The sequence below is a fragment of the Microcoleus sp. T3_B1 genome (assembly GCF_036700445.1).
GTDB lineage: Bacteria > Cyanobacteriota > Cyanobacteriia > Cyanobacteriales > Microcoleaceae > Microcoleus.
The window spans coordinates 75,367-96,336 of record NZ_JAUBOX010000024.1 but is presented as its reverse complement, the minus strand read 5'-3'; the positions used below and the strand labels follow the sequence as shown (position 1 = coordinate 96,336).

15 protein-coding genes are annotated in these 20,970 nt (G+C 46.7%); 9 read left to right on the top strand and 6 right to left on the bottom strand.

Annotated features, from left to right (window positions below; genetic code table 11):
• Nucleotides 1–2,769: putative Ig domain-containing protein (locus QT990_RS15400; protein ID WP_333465438.1), on the top strand; the 2,769-nt coding region annotated here is incomplete at its 5' end.
• Nucleotides 2,770–2,840: 71 nt separating this feature from the next.
• On the opposite strand, the gene QT990_RS15395 is transcribed toward QT990_RS15400, so the two are convergent.
• Nucleotides 2,841–4,001 carry a flagellar assembly protein H gene (locus QT990_RS15395; RefSeq protein ID WP_333465437.1) on the bottom strand — a complete coding sequence of 387 codons (1,161 nt, stop codon included), beginning with the start codon at nt 3,999–4,001 and terminating at the stop codon, nt 2,841–2,843.
• A 187-nt stretch (nt 4,002–4,188) separates the two neighbouring features.
• Nucleotides 4,189–5,172 carry a GNAT family N-acetyltransferase gene (locus tag QT990_RS15390; protein WP_333465436.1) on the bottom strand — a complete coding sequence of 328 codons (984 nt, stop codon included), beginning with the start codon at nt 5,170–5,172 and terminating at the stop codon, nt 4,189–4,191.
• Nucleotides 5,173–5,922: 750 nt separating this feature from the next.
• On the opposite strand from QT990_RS15390, the gene pap reads away from it, so the two are divergent.
• Together pap and QT990_RS15380 are read left to right on the top strand one after the other, a co-directional pair.
• The gene (gene pap, locus QT990_RS15385) at nt 5,923–7,410 is read left to right on the top strand and encodes a polyphosphate:AMP phosphotransferase (protein WP_333465435.1); all 1,488 of its coding nucleotides are present in this window, start codon (nt 5,923–5,925) and stop codon (nt 7,408–7,410) included.
• Nucleotides 7,411–7,763: 353 nt separating this feature from the next.
• The gene (locus QT990_RS15380) at nt 7,764–8,759 is read left to right on the top strand and encodes a YdcF family protein (protein ID WP_333147803.1); all 996 of its coding nucleotides are present in this window, start codon (nt 7,764–7,766) and stop codon (nt 8,757–8,759) included.
• On the opposite strand, the gene QT990_RS15375 is transcribed toward QT990_RS15380, so the two are convergent.
• Entirely contained in the window at nt 8,756–9,097 is a 342-nt protein-coding gene (locus QT990_RS15375) for a hypothetical protein (RefSeq protein WP_333410067.1), read from the bottom strand. The two genes, QT990_RS15380 and QT990_RS15375, sit on opposite strands and share 4 nt — an antisense overlap.
• A gap of 517 nt (nt 9,098–9,614) precedes the next feature.
• On the opposite strand from QT990_RS15375, the gene glsA reads away from it, so the two are divergent.
• On the top strand, nt 9,615–10,541 hold the full coding sequence (glsA, locus tag QT990_RS15370) for a glutaminase A (RefSeq protein ID WP_333465434.1): 927 nt from the start codon (nt 9,615–9,617) through the stop codon (nt 10,539–10,541).
• A 364-nt stretch (nt 10,542–10,905) separates the two neighbouring features.
• On the opposite strand, the gene QT990_RS15365 is transcribed toward glsA, so the two are convergent.
• The 3 genes from QT990_RS15365 to QT990_RS15355 all read right to left on the bottom strand — a co-directional run bounded on the left by QT990_RS15365 (nt 10,906) and on the right by QT990_RS15355 (nt 14,785).
• Nucleotides 10,906–12,720: an adenylate/guanylate cyclase domain-containing protein gene (locus QT990_RS15365; RefSeq protein WP_333147583.1), complete on the bottom strand. Its 1,815-nt coding sequence runs from the start codon at nt 12,718–12,720 to the stop codon at nt 10,906–10,908.
• A 388-nt stretch (nt 12,721–13,108) separates the two neighbouring features.
• A complete protein-coding gene (locus QT990_RS15360) occupies nt 13,109–14,215 on the bottom strand; it encodes a FecR domain-containing protein (RefSeq protein ID WP_333147581.1) in 1,107 nt (368 codons plus the stop codon).
• A 225-nt stretch (nt 14,216–14,440) separates the two neighbouring features.
• The gene (locus tag QT990_RS15355) at nt 14,441–14,785 is read right to left on the bottom strand and encodes a hypothetical protein (RefSeq protein ID WP_333147579.1); all 345 of its coding nucleotides are present in this window, start codon (nt 14,783–14,785) and stop codon (nt 14,441–14,443) included.
• Between the two features lie 88 nt (nt 14,786–14,873).
• On the opposite strand from QT990_RS15355, the gene petP reads away from it, so the two are divergent.
• From petP to QT990_RS15330, 5 genes are all read left to right on the top strand, one after another.
• Entirely contained in the window at nt 14,874–15,074 is a 201-nt protein-coding gene (gene petP / locus QT990_RS15350; RefSeq protein WP_172186826.1) for a cytochrome b6f subunit PetP, read from the top strand.
• Between the two features lie 259 nt (nt 15,075–15,333).
• A complete protein-coding gene (locus QT990_RS15345; protein ID WP_333147577.1) occupies nt 15,334–16,428 on the top strand; it encodes a Get3/ArsA fold putative tail anchor-mediating ATPase NosAFP in 1,095 nt (364 codons plus the stop codon).
• 366 nt (nt 16,429–16,794) lie between these two features.
• On the top strand, nt 16,795–19,758 hold the full coding sequence (locus QT990_RS15340; RefSeq protein WP_333465433.1) for a tetratricopeptide repeat protein: 2,964 nt from the start codon (nt 16,795–16,797) through the stop codon (nt 19,756–19,758).
• A gap of 20 nt (nt 19,759–19,778) precedes the next feature.
• A complete protein-coding gene (locus tag QT990_RS15335; RefSeq protein ID WP_333465432.1) occupies nt 19,779–20,459 on the top strand; it encodes a hypothetical protein in 681 nt (226 codons plus the stop codon).
• The gene (locus QT990_RS15330) at nt 20,449–20,853 is read left to right on the top strand and encodes a HEPN domain-containing protein (RefSeq protein WP_333465431.1); all 405 of its coding nucleotides are present in this window, start codon (nt 20,449–20,451) and stop codon (nt 20,851–20,853) included. The genes QT990_RS15335 and QT990_RS15330 overlap by 11 nt, the downstream gene beginning before the upstream one ends.
• The last annotated feature ends 117 nt before the right edge of the window (nt 20,854–20,970 follow it).

Below are 20,970 nucleotides of genomic sequence, written 5' to 3'. Positions count from 1 at the left end.
AACACAGCATTTAGTTATACAGTACCAGCGGGTACATTTACCGATGCTGAAAAAGATACTTTAACTTACACCGCAACCAAGGAAGACGGAACCGCTTTACCGACTTGGTTGACTTTTGACCCCGCAACAGGCATCTTTGGTGGCACACCTGCAACGGCGGATCTGGGGAATTTGAAGGTAAAAGTCAGTGCTTCTGATGGCAAAGCTGCTACTAGCAATACCTTCCTCTTAACAGTTTCTGATAAACTGAATACTGCTCCTGTCGTAGCTAGTGCAATTACCGATAAATCAGTTACGGTGAACACAGCATTTAGTTATACAGTACCAGCGGGTACATTTACCGATGCTGAAAAAGATACTTTAACTTACACCGCAACAAAGGAAGACGGAACCGCTTTACCGACTTGGTTAACTTTTGACCCCGCAACAGGCATCTTTGGTGGCACACCTGCAACGGCGGATCTGGGGAATTTGAAGGTAAAAGTCAGTGCTTCTGATGGGAAAGCTGCTACTAGCAATACCTTCATCTTAACGATTACCGATAAACCCAATACTGCTCCTGTCGTAGCTAGTGCAATTACCGATCAATCAGCCACGCTCAACACAGCATTTAGTTATACAGTACCAGCGGGTACATTTACCGATGCTGAAAAAGATACTTTAACTTACACAGCAACAAAGGAAGACGGAACCGCTTTACCGACTTGGTTAACATTTAATGCCGCAACAGGCATCTTTGGTGGCACACCTGCAACGGCGGATGTGGGGAATTTGAAGGTAAAAGTCAGTGCTTCTGATGGGAAAGCTGCTACTAGCAATACCTTCCTGTTATCGGTATCCGATAAACCGAATACTGCTCCTGTCGTAGCTAGTGCAATTACCGATAAATCAGTTACGGTGAACACAGCATTTAGTTATACAGTACCAGCGGGTACATTTACCGATGCTGAAAAAGATCCTTTAACTTACACAGCAACAAAGGAAGACGGAACCGCTTTACCGACTTGGTTAACATTTGACCCCGCAACAGGCATCTTTGGTGGCACACCTGCAACGGCGGATCTGGGGAATTTGAAGGTAAAAGTCAGTGCTTCTGATGGGAAAGCCTCAATCAGTGATGTCTTCCAAGTTAATGTCAATACACCAACACCAACGGTAACACCAGCACCAACGGTAACACCGACACCAACGTTAACGCCAACGGTAACACCAGCACCATCGGGAACACCAACACCAACGGGAACACCGACGCCATCGGTAACACCAACGGGAACACCGACACCAACGGTAACACCGACACCAACGGTAACACCGACACCAACGGTAACACCGACACCAACGGTAACACCGACACCAACGGGAACACCATCGGGAACACCCACGCCATCGGGAACACCCACGCCATCGGAAACACCGACACCAACGGGAACCCCCACTCCATCGGAAACACCATCAGGAACACCGACACCATCGGGAACACCGACACCAACGGTAACACCGACACCATCGGGAACACCATCGGGAACACCAACACCAACGGGAACACCAACACCAACGGGAACACCGACGCCAACGGGAACACCGACACCAACGGTAACACCGACACCAACGGGAACACCGACGCCAACGGGAACACCATCGGGAACACCCACGCCATCGGAAACACCGACACCAACGGGAACACCGACGCCATCGGTAACACCAACGGGAACACCAACGCCAACGGTAACACCGACACCAACGGGAACACCAACACCAACGGGAACACCAACACCAACGGGAACCGATACACCATCGGTAACACTGACGCCAACGGGAACCGATACACCATCGGTAACGCCAACACCAACAACCAACAACATCCCCAATGACGACTGCATCTGCGATGACATTGCCTATCCCAACTTAAACCAACCCAATGCAGTTGAAAACACCATACTTGGTGTATCTGGAATTCAAATAGGCACTGCCCAAAACGATGAATTTCTCGGAAGTAACAACGGCAATATATTCGATGGCAAATCCGGGGATGACAACTTATATGGTGGTGCCAGCAACGACATCTTTAATGGCAACCAAGGCAATGACTTCATCATCGGAGGCAAAGGTGACGACATCCTCTATGGAGATGGAGGAAACGACATCGTTCTTGGCGAATTGGGCAACGATTTAATCTTCGGAGGCAAAGGCAATGACTTGTTACATGGCCGCGAAGGTATTGACATCATTTATGGCAACAAAGATGATGACTTCATCAATGGTGGCAAGGATAATGACGTTTTATATGGAGGCAAAGGTGACGACATCATCCTTGGTAGTCAAGGTGATGACAATCAGTTTGGACAGTTAGGTTCGGATACCATCTGCGGCGGTGAAGGCAATGACTTAATCAACGGTGACGCCGGAGCAGATATTCTGGGAGGGTGCGAAGGAAATGATACTCTTTACGGAGGCGAAGATAACGATACTCTCACTGGTGGGAAAGGATCTGATATCCTTGACGGAGGCGTGGGGAATGATAGTTTGATTGGCGGTAGTGGCAACGATATCTTTGCCTTAACAACTGGTCAAGGATTTGATATCATCGCTGATTTTACCATCGGTCAAGACTTGATTGGATTAAGCGGAGGTTTGAGTTTTGGTCAGTTAGCAATCACTCAAAATACTCAGGGAACTCTCATCAAAAATGTCTTGACCGGAGAAGAGTTAGGTGTGATGATTGGAGTGAGTGCCAATGCGATTACATCGGCTAATTTCCGGTTGATTTAGGAAATCAAGAAAAGTGCGATCGCCCCTTGAGTAAAAAATGGCGATCGCACTCTATAGCTACTCAAACAGCTTTATTCAGGGATTTTCCCGAACCTTTCCCTCAATCCATCAGCCGATAACTGCGGCAGTTGTTCTACCAACAATGTCAATTCTGCCACAGGCAATGCTAGTAAATTGGTAATGGCTGTAGGCAGAATATCACCCAATTCCTTTTGGTACATTCTCAAGACATTTTCTGCCAATAATCTTACAGCTTGTTCCCGCCCTTCTTCATCAACTGTTAGCATCGATATTGCCAGCAACAACACTGTAAATTCCGCAGCCGGCAAGTTGGATATTGGAGATAAAAATACGGTCATTTTCTGGCTTAATTCTCCAAATCTAACTCGCAGAAAATTTTCTAAGATTAAGCGCTGCTGTTCTTGTCTGCCTCGTTCTAGTCCTTGTTCTAGTCCTCGTTCTAGTCCTCGTTCTAGTCCTCGTTCTAGTCCTCGTTCTAGTCCTTCTTCTCTAGCTTGTTGCTGTGCTGCTTGTATTTGTTGTTGAAAAAGTGGTGCAATCGCCATAATTAACTCCCGCTCTTCTGGCTCAGGTTCCTGTTGGGTTTCGACTACTAAATGTGACTGTAGACGATACAATAATTCTAGCGCAATAATCCGTAACGGATCGTCCGTTGCTAAAGCACTCAATTGCCCGATCGCCCTTTGCTGTACTTTCCCTTTCCCCAAAATCCTCAACCACAGGGTTTCTGGGATTTCTGGCAACTGGTGAATCGCCACAATTGCTGCTCGCCAGTGCTCCGGGAAAAAATAGATTCCCTCGATCCAATTCTCAGGGTTTGGTATCCCACCAAAACCCTCCACCAGCGCTTTCGATGCTGTGGGTGTCAAAATCCACATTCGGGGCAACAGATCCTCATCATAGCGAGTATTTTCTCTTCTCGCCTGCCGCTCCAATTCACCTCGCAAATCCCATAACTTACTCATGCAGCTCAAGACTTCGCTGACAGTTACCGGATTGCGAAACGGTTCAAAAATTGCAGTTGTGTCAGCCATTTTTCCCAACAATCCCAGGCTTGATGAGTATTCGGGAATTGCGGTACCTGGAGTGAAATAAACATCGATTTCTCGGACTTCCGAAGTCACATCGCGACCGACCTTAACTGTTCCGATGGGTGAAAGCAGTTCTTCTAGGTATTCTTTAGCAAAGCGATCGTGAATGAATCGCGTCATAGAAATTAGGATGATTTTTGATCAGTTAATCCTAGCATAATGTGCGCGACATAATAAAAGTACGATCGCCCATTCGATCCAAAAGGGCGATCGCACTTCCAGAAAAGCCGATCGCAAAATTTGATCGCACTTGAAAACCCCGACTTCTTTAAGCAGTCGGGGTTCTCGCCTTCACAGTCAACCTTTTCTAAACTGTCTTAGCCCACTCGATCCAAGTTTCCATCGGGCGGAAACCGACTGATTTGTAAAGCTTTGTCGCCCCTGTCAAACTGTCAGCATCGACGCTGAGTTTAGCTGTGTTTGCACCCGCTGCTTTCAACTTATGCAAACCAGCTAACAGCATCGCTTTTCCTAAACCCATTTTCCGAAACTCGCGCCGCGTACCCAACAATTCAATCCAACCGTCTTTTGTGCCACTGCGGGCGTTTTTTTGGGGTTTGATTTGACAGTCGCAGAAAGCAGCAAATTTGCGTGAAGCGAAGCTATCCCGCAGGGAATCGCCCGAAACAGCAATTAAATCTAATTCCGGCTGATAATTGGCGTCTTGCATCCAGTAGCGCACCGTTTCCGCAGTTAAATCGTGGTGATTCCAGTGATCGATAAATGACTGGTTGAACATCTCTACCCAAGGTTGGATGTCTTGTTCTCCGGATACGTGTGTTAGGGCAAAATCTGCGGGGAATTCCGGTGTGGGTATGGGTTCGGAGAGGCATCGGGCCATTGTCCAAAAATAGCGATCGACCTCAAAGCCCTGTTTCTCTAACAGCCACATCTCATCGGTTTTGTCCTCCCGGCTGTAGGTACGCAATTTTGCCGGCAAATTGCGTTCTTTTCCTACTTCGCCCAGCCGCTTTTCTCCCCACTTAATTATGTCTTTTTCTAAACCTTCGCTACGGACATTTGGATGCACGTAAAACCAGAGACAAGCGTCTATTTCCTCTGGCGAATCGGGCATATCTAGGAGTGCTAAGCCGATTAGTTTGTAATTACCATCTTCCCACAACTGCACGTCACGGGCTTGGTCGAGTTTGGGGGCATCAAGTATTAGCTTGAGTTCAGTTGCAGAGACTTCTTCGCCGAGTCTATCCACTGCTTCGCAAGCATCGATCAAATTTGCGATCGCGCACCAGTCAGTTTCGCCTTTGTAGGAGCGTGTTGTCAAGATATTCATAAAAAACTTGCAATCCGTAATTTCGGACTGTTCCTCTTAATTGGTATGGGCAAACAAGTACAGTAATTCAGACATTTTGCACAAATGTCAGTAACAGGCTTTCCGGCCTGTTCCACAAGAAATAAATACTCTTGTGGGGCGGGCACACGAGTCCGCACCTAAACTGTTTTTAGTATTTGAGAATGGTGTCGATAAAACTCAGAAACCTGTTTATATCACCCAGGTTTTCAGGTTTTATCTTATAGCGCAATCATAAAAATTGATTTGCCCTTTTGGGCTAGGTTTGTATGTGAGTTTATGGCTGGATGTCGATGAGTCGCGCTCTCTTTCGTTACCAAGCTTGGTGCTTAAGTAACTACTATTGTTTGAATAAAGTTTCTATAGCTAAGTAAAGAAGTTGTCACCCCCAGCGGGTAGTTGATTTTTACTTTTGCTCTGTTTTACAATAAATCCTTTTTCAGGGATTTTTGGCTCCTCCTGTTAACTCGCCCGATCGGGGGAGGGGAGAAATTGAACTTATTTAAAAGTTCCCTATTTCAACTATAACCTGAGCTGTTTTTTTTTGCAAGTTTAAAATCGAGGGATTCTTGCTAGTATTAACGAGGGTGGCATTTGATTGCAGGAGCGCTCCGGCTTTTAACCAGCCGTAATTGTACTTTTTATAACGTTTTCCCCTGAATTGAGGATTTAATTTTATTCAAACGTTAAACTAACGTTAAACTGTTTTTTACAGATTAATATGAGGTAAATATGCTCGACAACCTCGATTTAGATATTTCCCTGGATAAAGAAACCTATGATGCCAAGATAGAAATTTTAATGCAACAGTTGCGATCGCTCCAACTGGCCTGCAGGGAAAAAAAATTGCCCGCAATTATCGTCCTCGAAGGTTGGGCCGCCGCCGGTAAAGGCGCGCTGGTCAAAAAAATGGTAGGGTACATGGACCCGCGGGGGTTTGCCGTCCACCCGATTTGGCCGCAGTCAGATGCAGAAATGGGCTATCCTTTCCTATGGCGGTTTTGGCAGAAACTCCCCGCCCGCGGCAAAATTGGTTTTTTCTACCACAGTTGGTACACTCATGTTTTAGAAGACCGATTGTTCGATCGAGTCTCCGACGCAGAAGTACCGACAGCAATCAGGCAAATCAACGCCTTCGAGCGGCAGATGGTAGATGACGGCGCCGCCATTGCCAAATTTTGGATTCACCTCAGCAAAAAAGAACTCAAGCATCGGCTCAAAAAACTAGAAGACGACACCTTACAAGCTTGGCGAGTGCGGCCCGAAGATTGGAAACAAGCCAAAAAATACCAAGAATACACAACTTTTGCCGAAGAAATGGTAGCCCAAACCGGCACGGGCCCCGCACCTTGGACGCTAGTAGAAGGCGATTGTCAACGGTGGGCAAGAGTCAAAGTTTTGACCCAAATGGCAGCGACAATTACAGAAGCCTTAGACAGACTGCCGACGCAATCTGCACCCGTGAAATTGCCACCTCAAGAAAGCTTGCAACCCACCGAACCAGACTTGCTGGCCCAAGTAGATTTAACTCAATCGCTGTCGCCCGACGAATACAAACAGCAACTTCGCGAGGAACAAACCCGTTTTGGCCAACTGCAACAAAGCATCTACGAAGAGGAAATCCCCGTGTTAGTGCTGTTTGAAGGTTGGGACGCCGCCGGTAAAGGAGGAGCAATCAAACGCTTGACGGACATATTAGACCCCCGCAGTTACATCGTTAATGCCTTTGGGGCGCCGACAGACGAAGAAAAAGCGCATCACTACCTCTGGCGGTTCTGGCGGCGGCTGCCAACGGCTGGTAAAATCAGCATTTGCGATCGTAGTTGGTATGGTAGAGTGCTGGTCGAGCGAGTCGAAGGATTTGCCACTGAACCCGAATGGCGCCGAGCTTATCAGGAAATCAACGAATTTGAGGAGCAACTCACCAGTTTCGGTTGTGTCTTAGTTAAATTCTGGCTGCACATCAGTCCTGACGAACAGCTAAAGCGGTTTACAGAGCGGCAAAACAATCCATTTAAACAATACAAACTCACCGAGGAAGATTGGCGGAATCGCCAAAAGTGGAATTATTATGAAGTGGCGGTGAATCAAATGATTCAGCGCACCAGCACGCCGCTTGCTCCCTGGACGCTAATTGCGGCCGATAACAAGTATTATGCTCGTGTTAAAGTAATTCAAACGGTAACGCAGGCAATTCGGAATCAACTGAAGCGCCGATAAATTGGGATTGGTGAATCGGTAACAGGTAATGGGGAAAAAAGTAGGCAGAACAAAGCAGGCTTGAATTGTCAATTCCACCTGCGGCGTGATCGATCCATTACCAATTACCAATCAACTATTACCAGTTATCAATTACCAATTAACTGTCAGCAATCTGTGACTGGAAGTAGCGGGTTTCACCCTGCAACCAATAGTTGATAGCTGACCGGAAGCGAGCATCAGGATAAATGCGATCGGACTGCGTTATTCGCGAAAGTTAAAAACCCACCGATGCCCGTATTTCCTCCCGCAGCTAAATTCGCGCTCGTTTCCAAACTTCTGTACTAATTTATGAAGACACAGAATATTGCAAGATGCCAGAACTGTTAGCTCGCATTCTATTTCTATTCCTCCTGTTCTCACTGATCAAATCGTGGTGGGATCAATCAGGAGGCAAAGACAATCCCTTATTAGACCGGCTGCGCGTTTTGCTGCTGATCAGCCTTTTGATCCTAGCTTTTTTTGCACCAGACACCCCGGTCGGAGCAGCGATTTTCGGGCTCATAGCCTTCTTCTTTAAGCCGCTGGGTTTTTCCATCACTCTGCTGGTGATTGCATCGGCGCTGATCACGAACGGGGGCATCCGCAACCCGGCGCCGAGAATGATTTTGGCAGCCCTGCTAGTTTTGATCCTTTCGAGTATGCCAGTTGTCGCTTACTGGTTCGCGGAGCAAGCAGAACGGGACGCCGCTGCAGCCGTCCGCACAGCTTGCTGCGATGAAACCGCAGCGGCGATCGTCCTCTTGGGCAAGGGAACCACTCAGCCTCACATCCCCAACCGAGTAGCGATTCAACTGACAGATACAGGCAATCGCCTGCCCTATGCAGCAGTTTTGTACCGCCAAAAAGTGGCACCGATGGTCATCGTTACCGCTGGCCCCAGACCAGAGTTGGAGGGTTATGTTGGCGAAGCTAAGGATATCGAGACTTTGCTGGCAAACAACATGGGCGTGCCGCGCAGCAGTATCGTTCTCGACGATAACGGCAGCAACATACGCACCAGCGCCCAAGAGGTGAGAAAGATACTCGACACCCGTGGCGCCCCGCGCAAAGTAATCCTGGTAACATCTGCGATTCAGATGCGCCGTGCCAGCCTCGCTTTTGCGAATATGGGAATCCAGGTGATTCCTAGGGCTACCGACTTCTACACTTTTCAACCCACATCAGGAGGGAAATCTAGTAGACTCCGCTTAGACGCGGGAGATTTTTTGCCTAGTGCAGAAGCTTTGGTAACTACGACGCGAGTATTCGATGAATATTTCGGGTCTTTCTATTACTATTTGCGCGGCTGGCAAGCTCCCAGGGCCTAAAGTGGCAAGTTGCTGGTGTTTTTCTTAGGCAACAGCGACTGCTCCCCAGATTGGTTTAACATCTGATGAGAATGAGACCTTTGTGGGGAGCTGTTTTTTCTCATTCCGGCGGGGTCGCCGACAATCAAGTTTGCCATAAATGCAAACAATACCCAAAAGATAACTGGCTCCCACTGGGATTTTTTGGGCGGTGCTTCTGCCGCTTTGACAGATTCAACATTGACTTTGATGTCTAGTTTGCCTTCAATTTCTTTGCCTTTGAGAACTCCGTCGCTGCACACACCCTTAAAAGTCAGCGGAGCTGGCTTTGGTGCTTCTGCTTTCGGTTCGTCTGCCATTTTTTTATCCTGGTTTTGGTGAATCCGGTTGGATAGTACATTCTTAAAGGTTCGGGGGTTTTCCGGACAGGATTTGGCGAACTCTGAAAGAATTAAGTTAAATATGCACCCCGCCCCTTGCTGGGGCTTAAATATAAGAATCTGAAGGCATTTCCAGCTAGTGCTGGTTTGTTTTAGATAGCAGCGTTGCCTTGAAGCTGCTACTTATATATCCGGGTGAAGGGGAGATTTTTATGCAAAGTACAGGTTTTTTATGAAAAATTTATTTGCTCCCGGCAGGTCCAAAGGTCAACAGCCTTAAATAAGGTGTCCCGCATCTTGCGTTGTATTTTTCGGGCAGACGGGACACCACACAAAAATTTCATCAAATTATGAGCTTGCCTTATCTCACCTAAGAAACCCAGTTTCTTCCCGCAGCGGGCCCAAGTGACGCAATTCGGTTAATAAAGGGGGCTTATGGCTCAATAGCGCGCCAGGAATGCCAATCTAAAATTTAAAATGATCGAAATAATCGAGTGTGAATATATCCACCAGCCAACTATCTTCCCTGCAACCCGAACAACTGGCAGCTTGGGCAAAAGAGGCAATTAATCGCAGTAAATCCGGTCAAATCCCTGCGTACATACCTCTCCTAGCGCAAGCGGATCGACAAGGGTTTGCCGTGCAAATTCGGGCAATTGACGCGCAAATTATGAGCTGGGGTAGCATTGCTCAAACATTCCCGCTGATGAGTGTAGTCAAGCCTTTTGTGCTGCTTTATTTGCTGTGCGAAGTCGGCGAAAAAACGGTATTTGACTGCGTTGGCTGCGAGCCTTCGGAACTGCCTTTCAATTCCCTAACTCAACTCGAAATAGACGAAGGGAAGCCGAGAAATCCGATGATTAATAGCGGGGCGATCGCCCTAGCGTCTTTGATTCCCGGTCAAAATGCTGTGTCGCGCTGTCAAAACTTGCGAACTTGGCTGAATCAACAGGCAAACAGTCAGTTATTTGTTGACGAGTTAATGCTCGATTCAGTGAAGACAAATCCGAATCAAAATAATTGGAATCTCGCCTTGAAAATGGTAGAATCGGGTTACATTCAAAATCCAGAAATTGCTTTAGAAACCTACAATCGCATCTGCTGTTTGTCGGGAACTGTGGAGGATTTAGCTAAGCTGGGGATGGTTTTGGTAAATAGTGGCGATCGAGCAATGGGGGAAAACTGCCGTACTGTCAAAGCGCTGATGGCAACTTGCGGTTTGTATGAAGCATCGGGCCGCTTTGCGCTGCGGGTGGGACTGCCGGCTAAGTCGGGAGTTAGCGGGGCAATGCTTTCGGTAATTCCGGGTCAAGGTGCGATCGGCTTTTACAGTCCGCCCCTGGATCAAGACGGAAATTCTATCGGTGGCTTATTTCTGTTAGAAAAAATAGCTAAAACTCTGCGGCTAAGCGTATTTGATTAGATTGGGAATTGGGAATTGGGAATTGGGAATTGGGAAAGAATATAATTCCGTAGGGGCGAGTTTTACGACAATATCTAATCAGTACAAACAAGCTTTATAAACCCGCCCCCACACCGCTAATAATCTACATCAACCAACAGGGGCGATCGCCTAAAAAAATATATATTTCGATTTACCGTGGGGCGGGGGCGGGTTTTTGAGATTATTTGTTTCAGGCGTAGATTGTCGAAAAACCCGCCCCTACAACCAATATTTTAATTCCCAAGTATGAAGTAATTGGGCTTAATTAACAGCACATAATATCACAACTAATGCCCCATGCCCCATGCCCCATGCCCCATGCCCCATGCCCCATGCCCGATGACTAATGCTTTTCCCCCAAAATAGCATAAACCACAGTCTCTTCTTTTTTGCCGCGCAATTGAATCGAGCCTACTTTTTGGCCTTCGTAGCGATCGCGCACGTAAGCAAAAGTCCTCGCCGTCACCAACAAATTAAAAGGACTGTCAGAAACAATTTCCTTATTCATCGCCTCCAATCTAGCAGCAACGTTGACAGCATCGCCGATCACAGAATAATTCAAACGCCGGGAACCGCCCACGCTACCAGCAACTAACTGTCCGGTATGCAAACCGATGCCAAACTTAATTAAAGGTTTGTGTTCAATTCTAAGCTGCTGATTAAGTTGGTGCAGCCGTTCGTGCATCGCAATACAAGCCGCAACTGCATTCAAAGCATCTTGTTGAATTTCTCGATATTCGGTATGGCAAAAAGGCACTCCAAAAACTGCCATAATTGCATCACCGATGTATTTATCTACAACGCCGCCGTGATCCATAATACAGTTAGTCATCGCTTCCAAATAATTGTTCAACCAGGTGAGTAAATCTCGCGGCGGCATTTTTTCTGAAATCGAAGTAAAACTACGAATATCCATAAACAGCACCGTGGCTGTAAGTTCTTGAGGTTCCAGTTCTCCCTGTTCAAATATCTCCGCTTTGCGTTCCCAAATAAGCTGAGCTGTCTCTGGAGCGACGTGCTTTTCAAATAACCTCATCAACTGCTGCTTTTCGTACTGTTCCCGCAGTTGCAAAGCAGTGCCAGATAAAATGAGGGTGCCGATAGGTGCGGCAATCGGAACCCACCAAAAAAAGAAGCCAAATAACAAAGCACCAGCCCCAATCCAAATTATAGGCAAACCGAGAGCGATCGCAATTCTCTCCTTAACACCTCGGTTGCCCAGAACCAAGGCCGTAAGCGGGCCAATCCCCAACAATAACAAAATTTCTAGCAGTATCGGCAGCCGCCGTAGCAAGCGTTGATTGAGCAAATTGTCAATCAACGCTGCATATAAATAAACCCCAGCCGTAGTCTTGTCGAGAGGTGAAGATATCGGATCGAAACCGGTAGCAACTATGCCCACTAAAACTAACTTATTAGTCAGAGCATCTGCGGGAATTCTACCTTCTACGACATCAACAAAAGCATAGGTAGGTAGATTTTCTGTTTTCCCCGGCCAGTTAACCCAGACTTTTTTTTCCTGCTTATTTTTGGACTGTGGGAGCAATACTGGATCTTGGGGATTAGCAGCATTGTACCTGTGAATCATTGCTAAACCGAAATTAGGAATCCCGTTGAGAAAGATTTTTGACTCGCGGCTAATACCGTCGCTATCGGGTTCCTGGCCGATGTGGCCGACACCTGCGGCGGCGGCTTTTAAAGATGCTACGGGTTCTTCTTTGGTGGTTCTAGCGAGTACAACTTTGCCGTTGGCGGCGATCGCAGCGGCTAAAATATCATCTTTCGGACTTGGATCGAGGAAAAGAATGTCAAAACCAACTGCTGTAGGGGGGGATTTTTTCAGCGCTTCCAGCAGTTGGGCGTAGCGGTTGCGAGGCCAAGGAAATTGACCGTATTCCTGCAAGGAATGCCGTTCGATCGCAATTACCACAATTCTCTCATCCCATCCGGGATTTGGCAAAATTCCCGATTCTCGAATTTGAAATAGGGTTTTGTATCCCAAATATTCAAGGGGTTTCCACATTCCAAAGTGCAGCATGGCGACAGACATTATACCTACTGCTGCTCCTGTGAGCCAGGGAGGGTTTGTTGCTATATATTGCCGCAGGCAGAGCAGTTGATTTTGTTTGAGATGATCGATCCATTTTTTGAACTTCATGCAATTAATTTGACGCAATCATTGACATTCGAGTCCTAACTTCGAGAGGAATGGGAGTCAATCGATTTTAGATTTTAGATTTTAGATTTTAGAGGCGACCCCACGGATAAATTCGGGGGACAAGTTTCATCGGATACAGGTTTTTTATTTGTGGGTCCTGAGTCTGCGAAGGAATGAATCCGGGGGCTTGTATCCTGGATGCTTTCGGTCATGAAGTTTTACGAGACCGTAAGGGCGAAGGGTGGGGGCAAAATTTATTTATTTTGACTACCAAGTTTCACCGCAAAATGCTTCGCACCTACACAAAATAATCAACCCAGATAGGACTTAGGATATAACTCACGTCCTCAGAGACTGCCCGCGTATATTACTCGCGACGATAGGTTGTTTAGCGAACTGCGAAGCTGTAATGCCTTTCTGTGACTGACGGGCCTCGCACTAAGATTTTGAGGCGGCGGCTTGGCGGTAAAATTCCTTGGATTTTGAAGTTGCCCTTTCGATCGATCTTAATTTCTTCGTTGTGGACATAAACTGTGTCGATCGGGTTAATTTGACCGCTGAGGCTATAGATATTGCCGCTGAGTCTCAACAAACTGCGGACTTTGAGTTGAGCTAGGCGAGGGCTGGCTGAGGGCGCCACGGGCGGGGTTTGAGGGAAAATAGTCGTGGAGTTGCCGCTGTTGAGAACTACTTCCGAGTCGGTGTTGCCGGATACTACGACTTGACCTTCAATAGTTTCGACTGCGGTTTTGCCGCCGCCGACGCTGACGCCAAAGGAGGTACCGCGGACTCCGGCAACGCCTTCTGGGGTTTCAACCCTGACTGGGGCCCTTTTGGCAGAACGGGTTTTTTGGGCAATTTGACTGGATTTGCCGAGTCCGCTGAAGGTATTGAGGGCGACTATTTGGTTCGGCGGGATAATTGTTGAGGTGTTGGCTGCGGGAGTTGTCGCAGCAGTTTTGCCGATCGACAACCTGACTCGCCCCCTGCTGACAAAAATGGCTGTGTCTTTTTCACCACCTGCACTGCTTGACAAATTGGATATTCTGACTGCGGTTTTTTCGGCAACTTCCACGACGCCGATGTTGTTGTCGATGCCTAAACGGGCTGTGGAATCGGGGCCGGTGATGATTTCGTCTCCGGGGGCGAGTAGCCGATCGCCCACGACCGCTGGCCGCCCTTTAAAGCTGACTGTACCCCGAATTTCTTCTATTTCGAGCGATCGCCCAGTCGCTGTTCCCTGAGCCTTTATCGTCTCTGCTGGGGATAAATTCGCCGCCACTGTTGCCGGATTTTTGGGAGATTTTGAGCCGGCTGGCAGTGCTGGCGGTCGAGCGAGTGAGACAATTTTAGTAGGGTTCGAGGGCTGTTTGGGGGATGGAGAGGGCGGACTGGCGATCGTCCCACGAAAGGGCGACAGACTCGCCAGCACAGCCAAGGACAAACTTAGGAGCGGAATTTTGGTCGATCGCCCACAGGTAAAAATTTTATTCATAATTTCAGTTTTGTGATCTTGAAGTTCCTTGACTTCCTTTCCTCTATTAGACTCCTTAAATCCGGCAATCGTTCCATTTTTTATGCCGTAACACAGCAGCAAAAATAAACTTTATCAGCCTGAAAGTTTAGCATTAAAAATTCTTTTTTTGGTCAGATTTTAGTAAACTGTTACAACATGGCATTTTACTAAAATCTGAGCTTCGGGAAATTTTGCCAACCCGACTCAAAGTCCTTTGCTGCATGAAGTTTCGCCGCTGTCAACATCAGAGAGGGCAGATTTATATATAGCCAACATAAAATTAATTACTGCTTTTGAATGCCTTTTGGCTTCTGCCTGAAGGATGACTAATTTGGGATAAATTCTGTAGTTGTGGCAATTAATAAAAAACTTCTTTTTGCGAAGCAATAAAAAATAATTATCTAAGTGGTGAACAGCCTCTGCCAGTGGAGCTTGCCGCTGTGAAACCTTATGAAGCAAACCCAAGCGAATCAGGGTAGACGATCGACGCACTCCGACTAGAATACCGTCTTTTAGGGAAAGTTGGTGGAAATTTCGATGGAAAATCATAGGGAGCGATCGGCTGCTGGTGTTGCTGTTCCGAAGTAGACGCCAAACTGTAAAATAAACGGTTGTATAGAGCAGGAGAACAATTTCAGTGGCAATAGAAGTAGGTCAGAGAGTTAAGGTGCGCCGTCTCAGAGATCGGATACCTGCAAATATAGTGGGCAAGATAAAGGAGAATCCAGTAGGCACTGTTGACGGATTCAGAATGGTTGACGGTAGCGGAGTAGGCGTGGTTGTCAAGTTTGACGGTTTTGCGACTTGGTTCTTTGAAGATGAGCTAGAACCCGTTTAACAGATGTAGAAGGAAGAGGGGCACGACACGGATTCGGACACGGATACACGGATTGAATTTAACTGTGTTTCCTTTCGTCTCCTACTCTCCCCCTCTCCTACTCTCCCCCTCTCCCCCTCTCCCCCTCTTCCTCCACTCTCCCCCTCTTCCCCTCTCCCACTCTCCCACTCTCCTCTTCCTCCACTCTCCCCCCTCCCCCACTCTGGCTGAAGGTTGCGCTTAAATGTTAAAGAGTAAGCTTTGGCAGTGAGAACAGAAAATGGCTTTGATTTTGACATTTTTGGGCAAAGGCGGCACTGGCCGCAGTACGATCGCGATCGCAACAGCTAAAAAATACGCGGCTCAAGGCAAGCGAGTTCTGCTGCTCGGCCAAGATCCGGGCCCTGCATTGGGTATTCTGCTAGGAGTTCCCCTGACTCTCAGCCCCCAGGAAATCGCCCCCAACCTCAAAGCAGTTCAGGTGCAAAGCGCGCCGCTGCTAGAACGCAGGTGGGACGAAATTAAACAACTAGAAGCTCAATATGTCCGTACTCCCTTTTTCAAGCAGATTTACGGTCAAGAATTAGGGGTGTTGCCGGGAATGGACAGCGCGCTGGCGTTGAACGAAGTTCGGGAATACGACGACAGCAAACAATACGATGTAATTGTTTATGACGGCAATGGCGGCATGGATACGCTGCGGATGCTGGGAATGCCCGAAATTCTGAGTTGGTACATCCGCAGGTTCCGCCAAGCTTTGGTAGATTCGGATTTGGGGAAAGCGCTTTCACCTTTTATTCAACCGGTTGTCAGTACCGTGTTGACGGTGGATTTGTCGGGAGACAATGCTTTTCAATCTACTAAGCAAGTCGATAATCTTTTGGATAAGGGTAAGGAAGCGCTGGCAGATCCGAACCGCACGGCGGCTTTTTTGGTGACGACTGGGGATGCAAGCGCGATCGCAACTGCCCGCTATCTTTGGGGAAGTTCTCAACAAGTTGGTTTGACTGTGGGCGGTGTCATTGTCAATCAAGCAGCGGTTACAGAAGCTATTACTGCCGATTTTGAGCCTTTGACGGCTGTTTCGGTTCCGGGGCACAGTGACAATAATTGGCAGCCGCTAATTGATGCTTTGCCAGATTTTTCTGAGGCGACAAAAGCTCCTAAACCGATTCACATAAACATTGCACAGCGTCAAGTTAGTTTGTTTTTGCCTGGGTTTGACAAGAAAGAAATTAAATTGATTCAATCGGGGCCGGAAGTGACGATCGAAGCGGGCGATCAGCGGCGCAATATTTTGCTGCCTCCGGCGCTAACTGGTAAATCTGTTACTGGTGCTAAGTTCCTGAATGGTTACTTGATTATTTCTTTTTAGGGTAAGGAAGAAGGCACGACACGGATTTTGACACGGATACACGGATGAATTATCGAGTTCTCTAATATCATGTGTCGTAGATTCGTTGTTGTGTAATTTCTGCGATCGTAGGGGCGGGTTTTACCAACCATAATCGCCTGAAAAAAACAATCTCAAAAACCCGCCCCAACCCAACGAATAATATTAATGTACATTCAGATTTATGGTGGGTGGGGGCGGGTTTATATGAATTGTCGATCGTCGTTATATATTGTTGGTGAACCCGCCCCTACGACATTTGGTAATTAAATCGACATCAACGCGCAAAATGTACATTCACCCCCAAAATCTGCTACAATCTCCAACAACACATCATCCACCCAGCCAATGTTCCGACAAATTTGGCAACGCATCCTCAACCTGTGGCAGCAAATTCAGCGGCGATTCCGCAAACCAGTACCCCCAGCGCCAAAGCCAACTCCGATTCGCACTTTTGGGGAATACGAACAGAAATTTTTGCAACTGTTAGAAGGAGTTGAACAAGGCTGGAGTCGGGGCGATATTAAAGGCTTTTTAATCGGCTGCAAAATCAAAGATGCTGAGTGGGAAAACTGGCTGCAAGAATTTGGAGACAGGTTGCTGGTATCCCCGGAAACCAATTTAGAATTGGGTGGGCGAATGGTGCGGCTGGGTGAGATGAATTGTGGGAGAATTAGTGAGGTTGCTGGGAAGATTGGTAGGGAATTGTTGGCTGGGGAGAGTTTAAATCGGAAGGATGAGGAAGGGCGATCGGTTGGGAATGAAAATATTGTTACTCGATTGTTGGATGGGAAGAATTTGAGTCAGACTCCTGCGGATGATTCATCTGTTGGGAATGAAAATATTGTTACTCGATTGTTGGCAAGGCAGAGTTTGAGTGCGACTCCGACGGATAATCCATCGGTGATAACTGAAAATATAGAAGTCAATCCAGAGGCAGAAGAATTATATAACCAAGGACGAGAATGTTATTCTGCAGGAGATTTAAAAGGGGCGATCGCAGCCTACAAGCAAGCCTTAGAAATTTACCCCAAATTCCACGAGGCCTGGAACGGGCTGGGCAATGCCCTAAATGGTTTTGGTCGCTACAGTGAGGCAAAAGCAGCCTTTGAGAAAGTCTTAGAAATTGACCCCAAATGTCACATACCCTGGAACGGGCTGGGCAATGCCCTAATTAATTTGGGCCGCTACAGTGAGGCAAAAGCAGCCTTTGAGAAAGTCTTAGAAATTGACCCCAACTCCAACCCTGCCTTGTACGGGCTGGGCGCTACCTTACATAGTTTTGGCCGGTACAGTGAGGCAAAAGCAGCCTTCGAGAAAGCCTTAGAAATTGACCCCAAATTCCACCATGCCTGGAACGGGCTGGGCGCTACCTTAAATAATCTGGGGCGCTACATTGAGGCAAAAGCAGCCTGCGACAAAGCCTTAGAAATTGACCCCAAATACCACAATGCCTGGAACGGGCTGGGCAATGCCCTAAAAAATTTGGGCCACAACAGAGAGGCGATTGCAGCCTTCGAGAAAGCCTTAGAAATTACAGGCGATCAATTAAGGCAACCTTGGGAAAATCGAGGTTGGGCATTTTTCAACTCCGGGCGCTACAATGAAGCCATTCAAAACTGGGATGAAGGCTTAGAGAAATATCAGCCCACTAACCACGACTATCGCCTTGCTTATGGCAAATTGCACCAGGCAAAAGGTTTGGCCCACTACATACACGGAAAACAAACCGCCACTTATTTTGACTGTTTCCACAAAGCCAAAGCCAGCTACAAAAAAGCCCGCGAATTATTGAAATCGCCCCTAATCCCAGAAACTTATGTAGAAGTAATGCAAGGCTTAATTACCGTCTCCAGCAGCTTGGGAGATCCCAAAGCTAGCGAGTACCTTACCGAAGCTACTATCCTGCTAGAACAATTAATTTTAGACAATGAAACTCACCCCGAAATAAAATTGCGACTCCAGCGCAAATTTGCCGGACTTTACCAGTTAGAAGTCGATACCCTCGTCGAGTCTGACGACAAAGTAAATGCCCTGGAAAAAGCCGAATCGCGAAAAAACTTTTGCCTGCAATGGATGCGCGCAGGTTCCCAAAACCGCACCGCCAGCCCAACTTATCCCAAAATCCGAGAGTTACTGGCAAACAACACCGAAACGGCGATTATTTACTGGCATCTCAGCCCAGTTTCCCTGACTGCTTTTATCATTACCCTAGACAATTTGGAAGTTATCGCCACACCTCTGTGCGACTTATCCCCAAGGGACAACAGTCAGAGTTTAGAAAAATGGTTGAAAGAATGGAAAACCAACTATCAAAATTACGGCAATACTACCAGCAAACAGCAAACCAAAGAATCCCATCCCTGGCGCGAGTCAATGACAGCGCAATTGCAAGAACTCGCTGACATCCTCAAAATTCCCGAAATTTGTACGCACCTCACCAATATCCAACACTTAATCTTAATTCCCCACCGCGACTTGCACCTGCTGCCACTGCACTTTTTATTCTCCGATAATCTTTTCACTATCACTTATCTGCCCAGCATCCAACCTGGGATAGACAGATTAGACAGAAAACCCTCACCTTCAATGTCTCTGCTGTTGGTAGAAAGCCCCGATCCATTACTTTTTGCTGAAATAGAAGCCTCGGCGATCGCAAATTTTCACCTTAACTGCAATACCATCTCCAGTTCACAAGCTACCACAGACAATCTTAAAGAAGCTCTGCAACAAGCTGCTGACATATTCCATTTTACAGGTCACGCCTACCACAACACAAAACAGCCGTCCCAGTCAGCGCTAATCCTGAAAAACAAACAGCCTCTAACTTCACAAGAAATAGCCCAATTCGAGTTAAGAAGCTATTATCTAGTCTGCCTTTCCGCTTGCGAAACTGGCATAACAGGAAAAGAAGAACTGATAGATGAATTTGTCGGTTTAGCCAGCAGCTTTTTAGCTGCGGGTGCTGTTTACGCCCTCAGCACTCTCTGGATAGTTGATGAGATTTCTACCGCATTAATGATGATTCGATTCTATGAAATTCTGAACGAACAGCGTTGCCAAAATAAGTTACATCCGGCACTAGCCCTCAAAGAAGCACAAAAATGGCTCCGAACTATTACCTACAGCGAACTATCCGACTGGTATCTCGAATTGGCTAAAGTAACGTACAATTCCGGTTGCAGTCAAGATTTGAGAGACGAAGCTAACCTAATCCGCAGAAATAATGCTAAAATGGAGTCTGATGAACCGCCTTATGCCGCTCTCTATCACTGGGCAGGTTTCACGATTACTGGTAAAGTTAATCCCTAACTTCCCAACCATCGACTATTATGAAAACAACAGATATTATTCGGCTACAAGCCATTGGGGCTACTTTAGCTCAACTAGATTCATCTATTCAACTTGGCGAGTTGGAAGATAGTATCATAAGTTCTGCGATATTGGCTTTTGAAAAATTAGCCGAACAAAACAACACTCTGAACGAAATTTACACAAAAGAACGCCTCGACTTAAAAGAGCAGTACCAAGCAAAATCAAAAGACAAACGATACCAGCCGACAAGTGACAGCATTTACAGCACGGATGCTGCAAATTTAAGCCCTTCCTTTCCTCAGCCGCCAGGAGAAGTGGAAAATCCCTCTGAAATAGCTAAAGCCTTTGACAATTTAATTGCATCTTTTAATAAAATCAAAAGCCTGTACGCGGTTGAAAACCCCCTAGAAAGTTTTCAAATCATCATCGAACAAGAAGCGATCGCACCTTTGATTCTGGAAGGTTACGATCGCATTCGAGCGCTATTTCCTACGGAAATATTAGGCTTGGAAGTGAAAACCGATCCAGAAATTGCCAACTGGCGATCGCTGTGGATTACCATTTATACCAAACTCGAAGTCGAGGAAGCTTTTGCAAAGTTAAATATCCTTGATGATAGTTGGTGGCTCGAAGCTAAAATAGCTGCCCCCAAAAATGATTTACATATTAGCCTTGAATGGGAGTCAAATGAGATTTGATTGGTCTGAATATTTGAATTTAGCTCAAGAGTTAGCAGCCACCAATAGTGAAAGTTCACCTAACAGGGAAGCCAAGTTGCGATCGGCGATAAGTAGAGCATACTATTCGACATTTTGCCTAGCGCGAAATTACTTGCGCGACATTGAAAAAGACCCAAGACTTTTTCGTAAGAATCGCGATATCAACGAACATCAATATGTAGCAGAAGAATTTATATACCACCCAACTAAAAGGAAAAAAATGGTCAAAATAGGTGAAAATTTAAGCAGATTGAGAGAACTTAGGAATAAAGCTGATTATGAAGATACTATGTTTAACTTACAAAGAGAAGCGAGAAATGCGTTAGTGCTAGCTGAGAATATTATTTCAGCGTTAAGTAACTTAACTGAATAATCCGGTAAATCTGAGATGTTGCACCATTCTCAATAAGCTTTTTATGAACAGGCTTTCCGGCCTGTTCCACAAGAAAATTCACTCTTTGTGGAACAGGCATCTTGCCTGTTCTTGAGA